Source organism: Arthrobacter sp. NPDC080086 (assembly GCF_040702285.1).
The window spans coordinates 1-16,777 of sequence record NZ_JBFBKP010000087.1 but is presented as its reverse complement, the minus strand read 5'-3'; the positions used below and the strand labels follow the sequence as shown (position 1 = coordinate 16,777).

The following is a 16,777-nucleotide window of genomic DNA, read 5'->3' as shown; positions in this document are numbered from 1 at the left end:
CGAGCTGGAGAAGAAGCACACCGCCGGTGTGGACGTGACGCTGGAGTTGGAGGAAGGTGCACAGCTTGTCGCGCAGGCGGCCGACCATGCCCCCATCCACGAGCCGCCCGGTCTCCCGGGCGGGAATTCCTAGTGGAAGAAGTGGCGGGCGCCGGTGAAGTACATCGTGATGCCGGCGGCGTTGGCCGCGGCGATGACTTCCTCGTCCCGGACGGAGCCGCCGGGCTGGACGACGGCGCGGACGCCGGCGTCGATCAGGATCTGCAGGCCGTCGGCGAACGGGAAGAACGCGTCCGACGCCGCGACGGCGCCGCGGGCCCGCTCCGGGGCGTTGGTGGCATTGGCATTGGACGCCCCGCCGGCGCCGTCGACATCCGACTCCACGGAGACGCCAAGGGTGTTGGCCCGTTCGACGGCGAGGCGGCAGGAGTCGAGCCGGTTGACCTGGCCCATGCCGATGCCCACGGCGGCGCCGTCGGCGGCCAGCAGGATGGCGTTGGACTTGGCCGCGCGGCATGCGGTCCACGCGAAGGCGAGATCGGCGAGGGTCTTCTCGTCGGCGGCCTCACCGGCGGCGAGGGTCCAGTTGGCGGGGTTGTCGCCGTCGGCGTCGACCTTGTCCGTGGCCTGGACCAGCATGCCGCCGGAGACCTGGCGGAACTCGGTCGGGTAGCGGCCGTAGCCCTCGGGCAGGGTCAGCAGGCGGATGTTCTTCTTCTTGGAGAGGATTTCCACCGCCCCATCCTCGAAGCCCGGGGCGATGACGACCTCGGTGAAGATGCCGGCGACGGTCCGGGCCATGCCGGCGGTGACGGTGCGGTTGGCCGCGATCACGCCGCCGAAGGCGGAGACCGGGTCGCAGGCGTGGGCCTTGGCGTGGGCGTCGGCGATCGGGTCCGCGGCGTCGGCGGAGCCCACAGCCACGCCGCATGGGTTGGCGTGCTTGATGACCGCGACGGCGGGCTGGTCGAAGTCGAACGCGGCGCGCAGGGCGGCGTCGGCGTCGACGAAGTTGTTGTAGCTCATGGCTTTGCCGTGCAGCTGGTCGGCCTGCGCGATGCCGGCCGGGGCGGCCTTGTCCACGTAGAGGGCGGCCTGCTGGTGCGGGTTCTCGCCGTAGCGCAGCACCTCGGAGCGTTCCAGCGCCAGGCCGGCGTACGCGGGCCAGTCGATGACGCCGTCGCCGTCCTCGTCCAGGAACTGGCTGGCGGTCCAGGTAGCGACGGCGGTGTCGTACGCCGCGGTGTGCGCGAAGGCCTTCGCGGCCAGCCGGCGGCGGGTCTTCAGGTCGAAACCGCCGGCGGCGGCGGCTTCCACGACCGAACCGTAGGCGGCCGGGTCAACCACGATCGTGACGGCGGCGTGGTTCTTCGCGGCCGAGCGCACCATGGCGGGGCCTCCGATGTCGATCTGCTCGACGACGTCGTCCTGCGCGGCACCGGACTTCACGGTCTCCACGAACGGGTAGAGGTTCACGACGACGAGGTCGAAGGGCTCGATGGCCATGTCCTCGAGGGTCTTCATGTGGGCGGGAACCCGGCGGTCCGCGAGGATGCCGCCGTGAACGCGCGGGTGCAGCGTCTTGACGCGGCCGTCCAGCATTTCCGGGGAGCCGGTGACTTCTTCGACTTCCTGCACGGGGATCCCGGCAGCCGCGATCTTCTTGGCGGTGGAACCGGTGGAGACGATCCGGACGCCGGCGTTGTGCAGGCCCTGGGCGAGCTCCTCCAGGCCGGTCTTGTCGTAGACCGAGATGAGGGCCCGGCGAATGGGGACACGGTCGATGGACACACGCTCATGCTGCGTAAAGCTCACAAAAGTCTCCGTCTTATATCGCGGCGCGGCCGCGGCGGGTGGGGATGCGGCCAGTTTATCGCGTCGCCCCGGACTTCCCCCTCCCGGAGCCGCCGTCCGGGCCGAGTGTGAAGCTGCCCCGCGTGCCGGGGCCGGCCACCTCCCCGGCCGTCGGTCCGGGCACGTAGAGTTCTTGCAGGAGGCCAGATATGAACACTTACACCACGGTGCCCAGCGGCGAACAGGTGGTCCAGGAACTGCCGTGGCGGTGGAAGGTCCAGGGCCGGATTTTCCTGATCGGCGGGTTGGGTTTCATGTTCGACGCCTGGGACGTCACGCTCAACGGCATCCTCATACCGCTGCTGTCCAAGCACTGGTCGCTCGGGCCGGGGGACGCCGCCTGGATCGGTACCTCCAACCTCATCGGCATGGCCCTCGGCGCCTTCGTCTGGGGCACCATCGCGGACACCATCGGCCGGAAAAAGGCCTTCTCCGCCACGCTGCTGATCTTCTCCATCTTCACCGTGCTCGGCGCCCTCTCCCCGGACTTCACCTGGTTCGTGGTGTTCCGCTTCCTGGCCGGGTTCGGCCTAGGCGGCTGCATCCCGGTGGACTACGCGCTGGTGGGTGAGTTCACGCCGCGGAAGCAGCGCGGCCGGGTCCTCACCGCGATGGACGGCTGGTGGCCGGTGGGGGCCGCGCTGTGCGGCTTCGTCTCCGCCGGGCTGGTGGCGGCGTTCGCGGACTGGCGCCTGACCATGCTGATCATGGTGCTGCCTGCGCTGCTGGTGGTCTGGGTCCGCCGTAGCGTCCCGGAGTCGCCGCTGTTCCTGATCCGGAAGGGCCGCCGCGAGGAGGCGGCCGCCGTGATCGATTCCCTGGTGGCGGCCACCGGCGGGCAGGCCCGGGCGTACAGCCTGCCCGAGCCGCAGGACGTCCCCCGGCTCTCCGCCGGAAGCGCCTGGACCCAGCTGCGGGCGCTGTGGCGCTACGACTGGAAGATCACCACCGCGGCCTGGGCCCTGTTCTTCTCAATCCTGCTGGTCTACTACCTGTCCCTGACCTGGATGCCGCGGATCCTGATCGGCGCCGGATTTGAGGAGTACAAGGCGTTCCTGACCACGGCCTCGATGGCCGCCGTCGGGCTGCTCGGCGTGGTGGTGGCTGCCCTGCTGGTGGAGCGGACGGGACGCAAGTGGATCCTGGCGGTCACCGGCCCGCTCTCGGCCCTGATCCTGGTGGTGGTCGCCGTCGTCGTGGACATCCCCACGGCCGCCGTGTTCTGGCTGCTGCTCTTCGGCTTCGTGGTGCAGGTGGCCATCCCCGTGCTGTACGCCTACGTCTCCGAGCTATACCCGACCGAGCTGCGCGGCACAGGCTTCGGCTGGGCCTCGACCTTCTCCCGGGTGGGTGCCGGCTTCGGGCCGCTGCTGTTCGCGGCGGTGCTCTGGCCGCAGCTCGGCTTGGCCACCTCGTTCGCCCTCGCCGGCGGGCTGGTGCTGGTCTCGGTACTGTGGATGGCGTTCTTCGCCCCGGAGACCAAGCAGCGCCGGCTGGACTGACGCCCACCCCTAGCACGCCGAATGCCCTATCACTTGCGGTTGCCATTCCTCCTCGGAAGCAACCGTAAGTGATAGGGCATTCCTCGTGGCGTCCTACTGGATGCAGGTCACGTAGACCGTGAGCGCCGTCCCCCTGGACTGGGTTACCGTCCAGCCATTGGCGCCGGAGGGCTGGCTGGACAGTACCTGATTCCCGCTGGTGGCGATGGAGGAGAATCCTCCGCCGACGGCGACCTTCCCGGCCGGGCACGTCGCCGTTACCGAGGTGGCCGTCGTTCCGCTGGCCGTCGTCACGCTGACGCTGGTGGACGCCGCGGCGCCGGTCGGGCCGGCGGGACCCGTAGCGCCGGTGGCTCCGGTGGCACCCATGTCGCCGGTGGCTCCCTTCTCGCCCGGGGCGCCCTGCGGACCCGCTGCTCCCGTGGCGCCGGTCGCCCCGGTGTCGCCCTGGGGGCCGACGGCGCCGGTGTCACCCTTGTCGCCCTTGTCGCCCTGAGCACCTTGCGGACCGATCGGGCCGGTCTCACCCTGGAGGCCGGTGGCACCGGTGTCCCCCTTCTCACCCTGCTGACCTGTGGCGCCGGTGTCGCCCTTCTCACCCTGCGCACCGGCGGCGCCCGTGTCGCCCTGGTCCCCCTTGGCACCGACGGCACCGGTCTCCCCGGTGTCGCCCTTCTCGCCCTGCGGACCGACGGCGCCGGGGTCGCCCTTTGCCCCCTGGAGACCTTGGATGCCCTGGTCGCCCTTGTCGCCCTGGACGCCAGGCAAACCCTGGATGCCCTGGGCGCCGGCCGGGCCCATCGGTCCCGCCGGTCCGGCCACGCCTTGAATGCCCTGGACATTCCACGTGATCGGGGTTTCCTTCTTGGGGTCGCAGCTCTGCCCTGCGGCAAGGACCCGGAGCTGGCCGCCGTTGTTGACGTTGTAGCAGCCGTTGATCTCGCCGCTGCCGGACGTTGTCGTCACGGCATAGGCGGCAGAAACGGCACCCGTTCCGAGAACGAGCGCCGCGGTGAAGCCAAGGACTTTGGGACTGGTTTTAGCAAAGCTGAAGCGTGACAAGAGGACCCCCAGAGACGGAAGAAGCGGATGAGACGGCGTCAGCCTACGGTCCGGTAGGCACCGAAAACCGGGTCGTCAGTACTCGTCTTTACCCTTCCGCTACCCGTCTTTTTCGCGGTGTACTCGTTCTTGCGCACCGCGCTACTTGGCCTCGAAAGGCAGACGGCGCCGCCGGGACTGCCGCCTTCTCTACCCCCTCAGACGCCGAATGCCCTATCACCTGCGGTTGCCATTCCGGTCCGTTGGCAACCACAAGTGATAGGGCATCTGTATCCGTGGGGGCGTTACTGCCCGGCGGCGGCGAGGTCGTGGAGGGTCGACACCAGCAGTCGCCGTTCCACGGTCTTGATCCGCTCGTGCAGGGTCTCCTCGGTGTCGCCGTCCTCCACGGTCACAGCCTCCTGGGCGATGATCGGGCCGGTGTCCACGCCGGCGTCGGCCCAGTGCACCGTGCAGCCGGTGACCTTGACCCCGTACGCCAGGGCGTCTCGGACGCCGTGCGCGCCGGGGAAGGCCGGCAGCAACGCGGGGTGGGTGTTGAGGTACTTGCCGTCGAACGCGGCGATGAAGTCGGCGCTGACGATCCGCATGAACCCGGAGGAGACGACGACGTCGGGCCGGTAGGCGGCGACGGCTTCGGTCAATGCCGCGTTCCAGGCGGCGCGGTCCAGGTAGACCTTGAAATCCACCACGAAGGTGGGGATCCCCGCGGCGGCCGAGCGCTCCACCCCGTACGTCCCCGGACGGTCCGCGCCGACGGCGGCGAGCTCCACGTCCAGGTCACCGGCCCGGACGGCGTCGATGACGGCCTGCAGGTTCGAACCGGTACCGGAAACAAGGACTACGATGCGCATTGACTTAGCTTAGGCGGCCGCTCGCGTACGCTGGAAACCATGAGTTTCCCCCGGGGCGGCAACGCCGAGTCGCGGCTGCGAACATTGAATCTGTTCCGCGCCTTCATCGTAGTGGTCCTGGGCTCGTTCTTCGTCTTCCAGCTCGACGTCGCCTACCTGTGGCTGGCCGCGCTGCTCACCCTCTGCGCTGTGGTGCTCGGCGTCGTCCTGCTGGTGCGGGCCCTGAAACTCCGGGAGTCCCGGATGGTGCTCTTCGGGACGATCTCCGGGCTGGTGGTTACCACCGTGATGGTGCTGATGCTGCTGGTCAGTTCAGTGTTCTACACCCAGATCCGCGATTACCAGCAGTGCGCGCGGCAGGCCCTCACCGAGCAGGCGGCCTCCACCTGCCGGGTCACGCTGGAGAAATCCCTGCCCGCCCCGCTCCGCTAGGACACCCGCGTCCGGGCTCAGTTGCTCCGGGCTGACGAGGACGAAGAGGCGGTCGACGCCGAGAGGTCAGCTTCCTGCAGCCGCTGCCGGCGTTCCAGCCACGGCCCCGCGGCGTAGCCGATAACGACGCCGGCGCCCACCTCGGAGGCGACGAACAGCGCCGTCACCACCGGGTCCGGCCCGATGTCCGTCAGCCGCCCGATCCCGGCAGAACCGCGGGCCAGCCACGCCAGCCCGGCCGCGAGCGCCCCGGCCACGACGCCGATCAGCGCGCCGAGGACCAGCGTGGAGAAGGTGGCGGTGAACCAGCGGGCCTTGACCTTGATGGAGAGCCATTCGTCGAAGTGGTTCTCCCCCTCGCGCAGGAACCACCAGCCGGCCAGGGCTCCGGCCAGGACGGGGACCACCAGCGCCACGAGGGCGTAGTCCAGCGGGCCGGAGGGCAGCGCGGCGAACACGGGGATGGACGGCAGCGGCCCGACGGCGGTGGCCAGCGGCCCGGCCTGGGAGCCGATACCGAGGGCGAAGCCTGCCCCGGAGGCCCACGCGAGGGCGAAGACCACCATGTTGGGAAGGTAGCCCAGCTGCGCGATGGTCAGGGCAGCCCCGCCCACCGGCCCGGCATTCAGGCCCTCGTAGACGTCGATGATCAGGTTCCAGTGGATCAGCAGGTCCACGGCCAGCAGCGCCGCGGCCATCGCCAGGGTGGCCATCACGGCGACGAACCCGGCCTTGATGGCGGAGCCCAGGTAGGAACCGGCCCAGCGAGAGTGCTGGCTGGTGCGGCTGATCCAGGCCACGGCGTCGACGCCGATCAGCCGGCTCCAGGACCCGGCCTCGCGGCGCGCGCCCACCACCATGCCGAGGGCGTAGGGAATCAGCGGGACGGCGGAGGCGGCCCAGAGGCTCACCCCCACCTCGGCGGTGCGGCAGAGGAAGCCGGTGGCGAACCCGAACGCGGCGTAGGTCAGCCAGGACCCGACGAGTGCCTGCCAGAGCTGGTCCGTGTAGGAGGCCCGGGCCAGCCGGCGGCCGGCCCGCCAGGCGAGCAGGAACGGGATGAGGGTCAGGCCCAGCGGGATCAGGGTGAGGGTGCCGGAGTCCGGGCGGGCGGCGGCGTCGGCCCCGACCCCGTTCAGCAGCAGCGGGACGCCGTGGATCAGCAGCCAGGCCTGCCCGGCCAGTCGGGCCAGGAACTCGAAACCGCTCTCGCGGAAACCGTCGCCGGCCCAGACGGCCACGATCGGCGCGATCACCACCAGCGCGGAGATCACCGCGGCCTGTGCGGACTCGAGTGCCCCCTGCAGCCACAACGGCATCGGAAGGCCACGGTCCCCGGTCTGATCAGCGCGCAGTTTCATCGTGATCCATCGTGCCACGCGGCGGCCTCCGAGCCGGGATCCGACAGGCGTCGGGGGCCGGATTCCCGGCGCTTTTTTGGCCCCTCCGCCGTAAAATTGAACTGTCCGCAATCAGTGGTTGGAGGCAGAAAATGACTACCGCATCCCCACATGCACACGGCGTCCATTTCGGACGGACAGACGTCCAGAACGTCGGCATGGGTGTGGGTATTGTCCTCATGGTCGTGGGTGTCCTGGGATTCATTCCGGGCATCACCACGCATTACGGCGAACTCCGGTTCCTGGGACCGGATTCGAATGCCATGTTCCTGAACCTGTTCCAGGTGTCGATGCTGCTGAACATCGTGCAGTTCGCGATCGGCGGGACCGGATACGTCATGTCCCGCAACAGCATGGGGGCCCGGAATTACCTGATGGGATTTGGCCTGTTGTACATCATCTTCGCCGTCTACGGGCTGATCGTGGGCGTCGGCTCGGCGGCCAATTTCCTGGCTTTCAACACCATGGATAACTGGACCCACATGGTGCTGGGCGTGGCGATGATTGGCGCCGGCTGGCTGCTCTCACGGCACCTGGCCGAAGACGCAGATACCCGGTAAACCACCACCGGGTAAGGGAGCCGCGAATGAGGAGCGAGTTCAACTAATCCGATAAGTCGTAGTACCCGCTGGTGCGGGCCCGGGCAGCGTCCCGAAGCCCGCACCAGCCTTCTTTTGCCCAAATGCTGGACTTACCCGGCGCCGTCACCCCAGACTGGCCTGACGCACCGTCGCGAAAGGTTGGCCATGCCTGATCTCACGTCCCTCATCCCGTTCTTCGCCGTCGTCGCTGGGGTGATCGTCGTCGTCGCCCTCGTCTGGGTGGCGGTGAAGCTGATGTGGAAGGTGGCGGAGCCGAATGAGGCGCTCATCATCTCCGGGCTGACCCGGGGAACGCTGGAAACCCGGGACGGCATGGACTTCAAGATCGTCACCGGCAAGGGCGCTCTGGTGGTGCCCGGCCTGCAGACCGTCCGGGCACTCTCCCTGACCCTGAACGAGACCGAACTCAAGGTCTCCTGCGTGACCTCCCAGGGCATCCAGGTGATCGTCGAGGGCGTGGTGATCTACAAGATCGGCGACGCACCGCCCTTCATCGCCAACGCGGCCCGCCGCTTCCTCGGCCAGCAGCCGAAGATGCAGAGCCAGGTCTACAACGTCTTCGAGGGCCACCTGCGCTCGATCATCGGCAGCATGACCGTGGAGGAGATCATCCGCGAGCGGGACAAGCTGGGCTCCCAGGTCCGCAGCGCCAGCGGCGTGGAGATGGAGAAGCTGGGCCTGGTGGTGGACTCGCTGCAGATCAAGGACTTGCAGGATCCCACCGGCTACATCCAGAACATCGCCAAGCCGCACATCGCCCAGGTCAAGATGGAGGCCCGGATCGCCGAGGCCACCCGCAACCGGGAGGCCGCGGAGCGGGAGGCCGAGGCCGCCGCACAGATCGCGGACGCCCAAAGCCTCTCCGCCATCAAGCAGTCCGAGGCGCAGGCCAACGCCGAACGCGCCCGCGCCAACGCCGCCCAGGCCGGGCCGCTGGCGGACGCCACCGCCCGGCAACAGGTGGTGGTGCAGGAGACCGAGGTGGCCAAGCTGGAGGCGGACCGGGAGGAGCAGAAGCTGCAGACCACCATCCGCAAACCCGCGGACGCGAAGGCCTACGCCAAACGGACCGAGGCGGAGGGCCAGAAGTCCGCGGACATCAGCGCCGCCGAGGCCCTGGCCCGCCGCACTGAACTCGAGGCCCAGGCCAACGCCCGGCGCACCGAGCTGCAGGCGCAGGCCAATGCCAACGCCGCGGCGGCCGCCGCAGGCGCCACCCGGGTGACCGGCGAGGCGGAGGCCGCGGCCACGAAGGCCCGCGGCGACGCGGCCGCGTCGGCCATCAAGGCCAAGGCCCTCGCCGAGGCAGACGGCATCAAGGCCCGGGGCGAGGCCCTGGGCACCAACCAGGACGCGGTCATCTCCCAGCAACTCGCGGAGAACATGCCCGGCATTGTCGCCGCGGCCGCGGAGCCGTTCGCGCACGTGGGGCAGCTGACGGTGCTCAACGGCGGCGAAGGCCTGAACCGGATGGTCGGCGGCATCCTCGCCCAGGTGGGCGACTACCTCCCCGCGCTGCGGAGCTCGCTGAAGAACGGCCGCGACGGCACCCGGGCGGACGGCACGCGGGCGGACGGTACACCGGGACCCCAGAGCCGCACCGCCCCGAAGCAGCCGACGCCGGGCAGCTAGGAACGCCGAATGCCCAGGAACGTCGACCGGAGCCTCACCGGGCGGATCGGCCGGGTCTCCGGCCGGGTAGGCCCGGGGACGCTCGGTGAGGTGATGCTGCCGTTCCGCGGCGGCATCAGCGCCTTCCACGCCCACCCCTTCGACAAGGAAAGCAGCTTCGCGGTGGGCGAGGAGGTCCTGGTGATCTACTACGAGCCTCCCCAGACGGTCTACGTGGACGAACTCCCCGACGTGCTCCGCGGCGGCAGCCGGCCCTGATCCCCGCCTGTTAACCCAGTCTTCCCCCGCACGCCACGCCCGCCACCCCGGGCCGTCAGCCGCGGCACCCACGGTGGAGGGGTGAGGATCGCACTCGTCGCCGAATCATTCCTGCCCCAGATGAACGGGGTCACCCACTCCATCCTGCGGGTCCTGGAGCATCTCCAGTCCCGCGGTGACGAGGTGCTGGTGATCTGCCCCTCCGGACAGGACACCGGCGTCCCGAACGAGGTCTACGGGGCCCGGATCCACCGGCTCCCCGCGCTCCCCCTGGCCGGCTACACCAACGTTCGGGTGGCGATGGGAGGCGTGGCCCGGGTCAAGCGAATCCTTGCCGGCTACGCGCCCGACGTCGTCCACCTCGCCTCCCCCTTCGTGCTGGGCTGGCGGGCGGTGCAGGCAGCCCACCAGCTCGGCATCCCCACCGTGGCCATCTACCAGACCGAGGTCCCCGGCTACGCGGCCCGCTACGGCGTCCCCTACCTGGAGAACTGGGCGTGGAACCGGGTGGAGCAGATCCACCTGCTGGCCACCCGGACCCTGGTTCCCTCGACCTTCGCGCTGCAGCAGTTCCGCGGGCGGGGCATCCCCAGGGTCAGCATGTGGCGCCGGGGCGTGGACACCGCACGGTTCCACCCGGCCAAGCGCGACGACGGCTGGCGGGCGGCCGTCGCCCCGGCCGGCGAGCGCATCATCGGCTACGTGGGCCGGCTCGCGGCCGAAAAGCAGGTGGAGGACCTGGCAGTGCTGGCGTACCTCCCCGGCACGCGGCTGGTGATCGTGGGCGACGGCCCGCAGCGGGCCGCCCTCGAGGCGGCGCTGCCGGGCGCCCTGTTCACCGGGTTCCTGGGCGGCGAGGACCTCGCCCGGACCGTGGCCTCCTTCGACCTGTTCGTCCACCCCGGCGAATTCGAAACCTTCTGCCAGACCATCCAGGAGGCCATGGCGTCGGGTGTGCCCGTAGTCGCCACCGGTCGCGGCGGCCCGCTGGACCTGGTGGAGAACTCGCGCACCGGCTGGCTGTACGAACCCGGGGACCTCGCCGGGCTGCGCGCCCGGGTGGCGGACCTGGCCGGCGACGGCGCCAAGCGCCGGGCCTTCGCCGAGGCCGCCCACGCCGCGGTCCAGGGCCGGACCTGGCACGCCCTCGGCGAGGAACTCGTCACCCATTACCGCGAGGTCTCCACCGGCGTACCGGCACCCGCCGGCGCCGCCTCCACCACCCGCCCCGGAAGAGGAGCAACCCTGTGAAAATTTCCGTGATCGGCTGCGGCTACCTCGGCGCAGTGCACGCCGCCACCCTCGCCTCGATGGGCCACAGCGTGGTGGGGATCGACGTCGACGCCGCCAAGGTCGCCCAGCTGGACCGCGGCGCCGCCCCCTTCCACGAGCCGGGACTGGACGAGCTGCTGCGCGACGGGCGGGCCAACGGCCGGCTCACGTTCTCCACCAGCTTCGCCGACGCCGCCGGGGCGCAGCTGCACTTCCTCTGCGTCGGCACCCCGCAGTCGAAGACCTCTGACGGCGCCGACCTCAGCTACCTGATCGCCGCCACCGAGGCCCTGCTGCCGTTCCTGGCCCCGGGCTCCGCCGTCGTCGGCAAGTCCACCGTCCCGGTGGGCACCGTGGACATGCTCGGCGGGGTGCTGGCGGCCAGGCCGGACGTGCTGCTGGGCTGGAACCCCGAGTTCCTGCGCCAGGGCACCGCGGTCAAGGACTCCCTGGTCCCGGACCGGCTGGTGTACGGCGTCCCCGGCGGGGCGCACGCGGCGGAGCAGCCGGGCAGCGCGGCGGCCGCCGTCGCCGCGGCCCTGGACGCGGTTTACGCCCCGCTGCTGACGGCCGGGATCCCCCGGCTGGTCTGCACCTTCGCCACGGCCGAGCTGATCAAGTCCGCCGCGAACGCCTACCTGGCCACGAAGCTGAGCTTCATCAACGCCATGGCGGAGCTCTGCGAGGCCGCCGGCGGGGACGTCACCGAGCTGGGCGCCGCGATGGGCCTGGACCCGCGGATCGGCGGCCGGTACCTGCACGCGGGCCTGGGCTTCGGCGGCGGCTGCCTGCCCAAGGACATCCGCTCGCTCCGCGTCCAGGCCCGGGAGCTGGGCGTGGACTCGGTGGACGACTGGATGGCCACGGTGGACGGGATCAACCGCAACCAGCGCTCCCGGACGGCGGCCGCGGCCCGGGAGCTGTGCGGCGGCAGCGTGGCCGGACGCCGGGTCACGGTGCTTGGGGCGGCGTTCAAACCGGACACCGACGACATCCGGGATTCCCCCGCCCTGGACGTCGCCCGGCGGCTCGCCGACGACGGCGCCCACGTCACCGTCACCGACCCCGCGGCCGTCAACAACGCCTGGCTGCACCACCCGCAGCTGCGCTTCGAGGCCGGCACGGACGCGGCCCTCGACGGCGCCGAGCTGGTGCTGCTGCTGACCGAATGGGAGCAGTACCGGATCCTGGACCCCCGTGCCGCCGGGGACCGGGTCCGCCGCCGGGTCCTGCTGGATGCCCGGAACGCGCTCGACGCCGGGGCCTGGACCGCGGCCGGCTGGACGGTGCGGGGGCTCGGCCGTGCCGGGGCCGGGTCTGCACACGGCGCCGCGCTGCCCCGCTGACGGCCGGGACCGTCGTCGGCCCCTATGATCACTGAGGGGAGGAACTACTTTGCACCAACGTCGGTCTCACAGTCGCGCGGTCCCGGCCGCATGACCATTTCAACGCGCTCCGAGGAGGACGCCCGGCTCCGCGAGGCCATGTCGCTGCTCGCGGCCACCCTCGAATCGACGGCGGACGGGATCCTCGTGGTCAGCGGCGACGGCCGGATCACCTCCGTCAACAACCAGTTCCTCTCCATGTGGGGCGTCCCCCGGGCCCTGGTGGACACCGGCGATGACGAGGCCGTGATGGGCTTCGTCCTGGGCCAGCTCGCGGACCCGCAGGCATTCCTGGCCAAGGTCACCGCCCTCTACGCAGACCCGGAGGCCGAGAGCCACGACGTGCTGTCCTTCCGCGACGGCCGGACCTTCGAACGCTACTCACGCCCGCAGAAGGTGGGCGACCGGGTGGCCGGCCGGGTCTGGAGCTTCCGCGACGTCAGCCAGGCACGCCGCGACCAGGAACGCATCACCCAAGCCATGGCGGACCTCGCCGCGCAGGCCGGCCAGCTGCGCTCCCTGGCCTTCAACGACCCGCTGACCGGGCTCTCCAACCGCCAGCTCTTCAACGACCAGCTGGCCCACGCCCTGGCCGGCCCGTGCGGCACGGCCGTCGACGTGCTGCTCCTGGACCTGGACGACTTCAAGGAAGTCAACGACATCCACGGCCACCACGCCGGGGACCAGATGCTGATCGAGGTGGGGCGCCGGCTCCGCGCCTGCGTCCGCCCCTCCGACGTTGTAGCACGGCTGGGCGGCGACGAGTTCGTGGTGCTGATGGTGGGATCGCTCGACGCCGACGCCGCGGCGGCCCGGATCGTCGGGTCCCTGAAGGAGCCGCTCTGGGTGGACGGGTCCATGCTGCGGCCCAGCCTCAGCCTGGGCCTGGCCTCGATCAGCGCCGATGCCTACGACGCGTCCGAGCTGCTGCGCCGGGCGGACATCGCCATGTACGCGGCCAAGGCGGCCGGCAAGAACCGCTACCTGCGCTTCCAGCCCGAGATGATGACCGCGCTGCTCGAACGCGCGGACCTCGAGGCCGGGCTGCGCGCCGCCGTCGAACGCGGCGAAATCACCGTCCACTACCAGCCGATCGTCGCTTCCCGTCTCGGCCGCGTGGTCAAGGTCGAGGCGCTGGCCCGCTGGGAGCGCAACGGGGTCCTGGTGCCGCCGCAGCAGTTCATCCCCGCCGCCGAACGCAGCGGCCTGGTGGTGGAGATCGGCACCGAGGTGCTGCTGCGCGGCTGCACCGAACTGCAGCCTTGGCTGGCCGCGGACCCGGCCCGGTCCCTCGCCGTGAACGTCTCCGGCGTGCAGCTGCAGCAGGGCAACGTCCCGGAGCTACTGCTCTCCACCGCTGCCGCGTGCGGGGTGGACCCGCGGCAGCTGGTGGTCGAGGTGACCGAGAGCGTCTTCTTCGACGACGATTGCCAGGTCCACCGCCAGCTGGTGGAGCTGCGCGGCGCCGGCGTCCGGGTGGCCCTGGACGACTTCGGCACCGGCTACTCCTCCCTGGGCCGGTTGCAGGACCTGCCCGTGGACACCCTGAAGATCGACAAGTCCTTCGTCCAGATGATCCGTACCGGCACCGAGCACCTGCCCATCCTCAACTGCATGATCAGCATGGCCCACGGCCTGGGCCTGACCGTCACCGCGGAGGGCGTCGAGACCCTGCAGCAGGCCCGGTACCTGGTGGAGCGGGGATGCGATTCACTGCAGGGCTATATGCTCTCCACCCCGCAGCCGGCGGCCACCCTGCCCGCGGCGCTGGCCCTGGCGGAGGCCGCCGCGGCTGCCCTGCGCGGCGACACCGCGGCCCGAAGGTCCCCGTTACTGTGATTTGGCTCTCATGGCCCTATGATGCTTGAAAGTTGTTGGCCACCGCTCGGCCGGCGGCACTTGACATCAAAAGCCTGGGGGCTGGCATCACCGTGGAACAAGGACTCGCAGAGACCCTGCTGACGCAGGGTCCGGATGCGCTGCTGCTGCTGACCACCTCAGGGCTGATCTCCTACGTCAATCCCGCGGCCGAACGGCTCTTCGGGTACCAGGCCTGCGAGCTGGTGGGCGAGGAGCACACCCGTCTCCTGGCCAAGGACGACCGCGGCGGATTCCTGCGCATCCTCGGCCGGTTGGGCGGCGACAGCACCTTCGGCATCAAGCCGTTCCCCGGGATCGGGCTGCACCGCAACGGGAGCGAGATCCAGTTGGAGCTCACCTGTTCACTGGTCAGCACCGGGACCCGGACCTCTGTGGCCGTGGCGGTCCGGGAAACCACCTACCGGGACACCGACGCCGGGCGGCGGCACGCCATTTCCATGCTGGACGCGACACTGGAGACGACGGCGGACGGCATCGTGGTGGTCTCCAACTCAGGGCAGATCACCGGCGTCAACGAACAGTACCTGAGCCTCTGGGGCATGCCGCGGGAGATCCTGGCCGAGAACGACGCCTACGCGCTGGTGAAGTTCATCGCCACGAAACTGCAGCACCCGGACTGCTTTAAGGCCAAGGTGGCCGAGCTCTACGCCAACCATGAGCTGCACAGCCAGGACGTGCTGGAATTTCAGGACGGCCGCACGGTGGAGCTGGACTCGCGCCCGCAGACGGTGGCCGGCGAGGTGGTGGGACGGATCTGGAACTTCCGGGACGTCACGTCCCGGACTGTGGCGGAGGACCAGGCCCGGCGCGCGCTGGAGGAACTGGCCCAGCAGGCGGACCAGCTTAAGGCCCTGGCCTTCCAGGACCCGCTGACGGGCTTGGCCAACCGCATGCTTTTCAACGAGCGGGCCTCCGCCGCGCTGGACTCCCCCGGCTCCGTGGCCGTGCTGCTGCTGGACCTGGACGACTTCAAGGAAGTCAACGACATCCTGGGCCACCACGCGGGCGACCAGATGCTGGTCGAGATCTCCCGCCGGCTGCAGAACTGCGTGGGCCCGCACGGGACGGTGGCCCGCCTGGGCGGGGACGAATTCGTGGTGCTGCTGGAAGGCTGCGGGGACTCCGACGCCGTCGCGCAGCGGATCGTGAAGACCCTCAACGCCCCGGTCACGATCGAGGGCGCCTTGCTGCGACCCAGCCTGAGCCTGGGCGTGGCCAAGCGCGGCGAGGACAAAGTGTCCTCCGCCGAACTCCTGCGCCGGGCCGACGTCGCCATGTACGCGGCGAAGGAGGCCGGGAAAAACTGCTACGTGCACTTCCAGCCGGAGATGCTGGCCACCCTGATGGAACGCACCCAGCTAACCGCGGGGCTGCGCCAGGCGGTGGAACTGGGCCAGATCAAGGTGTTCTTCCAGCCGGTGGTCTCCGCCAACCGGCGTGAGGTGGTGCAGTTCGAGGCGCTGGCCCGCTGGGAGCGCGACGGCGTCATCATGGCACCGGACACCTTCATCCAGACCGCAGAACGCAGCGGCCTGATCCGGGACATCGGGGCGGAGGTGTTGCGGCAGAGTTGCGCCGAACTGCAGCCCTGGCTGGCCGAGGACCCGGGCCGGACCCTGGCCGTCAACGTCTCCGGGGTGCAGCTGCAGCACAAGGACTTCGCCGAACGGGTGCTGGACATCGCCGCCTGGAACAACGTGGACCCGCACCAGCTGGTCCTGGAGGTCACCGAGAGCGTCTTCTTTGACCCGGCCTCGCACGTGATCGCCCAGCTCAGCCACCTCCGCGCCGCCGGCATCCGCGTGGCACTGGATGACTTCGGCACCGGCTACTCCTCGCTGGGGCGGCTGCAGGAACTGCCGGTGGACGCGGTGAAGATCGACAAGTCGTTCGTCTCCATGCTCCGCACCGGCGAAGAGCGGCTGCCCATCCTGACCTCGATGATCCATATGGCGCACAGCCTGGGCCTGCGGGTCACCGCGGAAGGCATCGAGACGCCCGCCCAGGGCCGATACCTGATCGAGCACGAGTGCGACGCCCTGCAGGGCTACCTCTTCTCCCGGCCCGCGCCCGGGGTGCAGCGCGGGGCGGCGCTGGCACAGTCCGTGGAGGCCATCGAGGCGCTGCTGGAACCGCTCGTCGCGTACTAAGGACGGCCTGCCACGGCCCCTTGTCCGGTACTCCGGACGACACATTCGGGGGCTTTGGAAATAAGTGCCGCGGCGCGGGGCTGGTATGCCGGCTGGCGCATATGATGGGGCGGATATTCATCGAATCACTTGCTTCCGGGGGGACAGCACCACTATGGACTCAGCATTCGCACACACCGTGTTGGACCACATCCCGGACGCGTTGCTGCTGCTTGCCCCCGACGGCTCCGTCACCTTCCTGAACCGCGCCGCGGAGCGGCTCTTCGGCTACCCCCGGGCCCAGTTGCTGGGCGCGGATTACAGCCTGCTGCTGGCCGAGGCGGCGCGTGAGGGCCTGCACGCCACCGTGTCCGGGGTGCTCGGCGCAGCGCACGACGGCGGTGCCACGGCTGGCGCCAACGGTACGGCCCCGGTGTTCGCCGGCGCCGGCCGCCGGGCGGACGCCTCCGAGTTCCCGGTGGAAATCACCTGCGCCGCGCTTCCCGGCGGCGGC

Annotated in this window: 15 protein-coding genes; 11 read left to right on the top strand and 4 right to left on the bottom strand. The window is 70.2% G+C overall.

Going from position 1 to position 16,777, the window contains the following annotated elements; genetic code table 11:
- The first annotated feature begins 4 nt into the window (after positions 1-4).
- Complete coding sequence (locus tag AB0305_RS19875; RefSeq protein WP_366173740.1) at positions 5-133, top strand: hypothetical protein; 129 nt, start codon at positions 5-7, stop codon at positions 131-133.
- On the opposite strand, the gene purH is transcribed toward AB0305_RS19875, so the two are convergent.
- The gene (gene purH / locus AB0305_RS19870) at positions 130-1,815 is read right to left on the bottom strand and encodes a bifunctional phosphoribosylaminoimidazolecarboxamide formyltransferase/IMP cyclohydrolase (protein WP_364136734.1); all 1,686 of its coding nucleotides are present in this window, start codon (positions 1,813-1,815) and stop codon (positions 130-132) included. The two genes, AB0305_RS19875 and purH, sit on opposite strands and share 4 nt — an antisense overlap.
- A gap of 188 nt (positions 1,816-2,003) precedes the next feature.
- On the opposite strand from purH, the gene AB0305_RS19865 reads away from it, so the two are divergent.
- On the top strand, positions 2,004-3,356 hold the full coding sequence (locus AB0305_RS19865; RefSeq protein WP_290258821.1) for an MFS transporter: 1,353 nt from the start codon (positions 2,004-2,006) through the stop codon (positions 3,354-3,356).
- A 93-nt stretch (positions 3,357-3,449) separates the two neighbouring features.
- On the opposite strand, the gene AB0305_RS19860 is transcribed toward AB0305_RS19865, so the two are convergent.
- Positions 3,450-4,322, bottom strand: a complete 873-nt coding sequence (locus tag AB0305_RS19860; RefSeq protein ID WP_364136732.1) for a hypothetical protein — start codon at positions 4,320-4,322, stop codon at positions 3,450-3,452.
- Positions 4,323-4,702: 380 nt separating this feature from the next.
- Positions 4,703-5,272, bottom strand: a complete 570-nt coding sequence (gene purN, locus AB0305_RS19855) for a phosphoribosylglycinamide formyltransferase (protein WP_364136730.1) — start codon at positions 5,270-5,272, stop codon at positions 4,703-4,705.
- Between the two features lie 39 nt (positions 5,273-5,311).
- Here purN and AB0305_RS19850 point away from each other — a divergent pair, with 39 nt between their 5' ends.
- Entirely contained in the window at positions 5,312-5,704 is a 393-nt protein-coding gene (locus AB0305_RS19850) for a hypothetical protein (RefSeq protein ID WP_364136728.1), read from the top strand.
- Positions 5,705-5,721: 17 nt separating this feature from the next.
- On the opposite strand, the gene AB0305_RS19845 is transcribed toward AB0305_RS19850, so the two are convergent.
- Positions 5,722-7,065, bottom strand: coding sequence for a DUF6350 family protein (locus AB0305_RS19845; protein ID WP_364136726.1), 1,344 nt, complete (start codon positions 7,063-7,065; stop codon positions 5,722-5,724).
- Positions 7,066-7,196: 131 nt separating this feature from the next.
- On the opposite strand from AB0305_RS19845, the gene AB0305_RS19840 reads away from it, so the two are divergent.
- From AB0305_RS19840 to AB0305_RS19805, 8 genes are all read left to right on the top strand, one after another.
- Complete coding sequence (locus AB0305_RS19840; protein WP_290258816.1) at positions 7,197-7,664, top strand: DUF4383 domain-containing protein; 468 nt, start codon at positions 7,197-7,199, stop codon at positions 7,662-7,664.
- 186 nt (positions 7,665-7,850) lie between these two features.
- Positions 7,851-9,338 (top strand): SPFH domain-containing protein, encoded by a 1,488-nt coding sequence (locus AB0305_RS19835; RefSeq protein ID WP_364136724.1) that lies wholly within the window; start codon positions 7,851-7,853, stop codon positions 9,336-9,338.
- 9 nt (positions 9,339-9,347) lie between these two features.
- Positions 9,348-9,596: a hypothetical protein gene (locus tag AB0305_RS19830; protein ID WP_290258814.1), complete on the top strand. Its 249-nt coding sequence runs from the start codon at positions 9,348-9,350 to the stop codon at positions 9,594-9,596.
- Positions 9,597-9,677: 81 nt separating this feature from the next.
- Entirely contained in the window at positions 9,678-10,847 is a 1,170-nt protein-coding gene (locus AB0305_RS19825) for a glycosyltransferase family 1 protein (protein WP_364136722.1), read from the top strand.
- On the top strand, positions 10,844-12,214 hold the full coding sequence (locus tag AB0305_RS19820) for a UDP-glucose/GDP-mannose dehydrogenase family protein (RefSeq protein WP_364136720.1): 1,371 nt from the start codon (positions 10,844-10,846) through the stop codon (positions 12,212-12,214). Before AB0305_RS19825 ends, AB0305_RS19820 begins: the two co-directional genes overlap by 4 nt.
- A gap of 90 nt (positions 12,215-12,304) precedes the next feature.
- The gene (locus tag AB0305_RS19815) at positions 12,305-14,092 is read left to right on the top strand and encodes an EAL domain-containing protein (RefSeq protein ID WP_364136718.1); all 1,788 of its coding nucleotides are present in this window, start codon (positions 12,305-12,307) and stop codon (positions 14,090-14,092) included.
- A gap of 92 nt (positions 14,093-14,184) precedes the next feature.
- Positions 14,185-16,284, top strand: a complete 2,100-nt coding sequence (locus tag AB0305_RS19810) for an EAL domain-containing protein (protein ID WP_364136716.1) — start codon at positions 14,185-14,187, stop codon at positions 16,282-16,284.
- Positions 16,285-16,438: 154 nt separating this feature from the next.
- Positions 16,439-16,777 (top strand): PAS domain-containing protein (locus AB0305_RS19805; protein WP_366173733.1); only part of this gene is annotated, 339 nt, incomplete at its 3' end.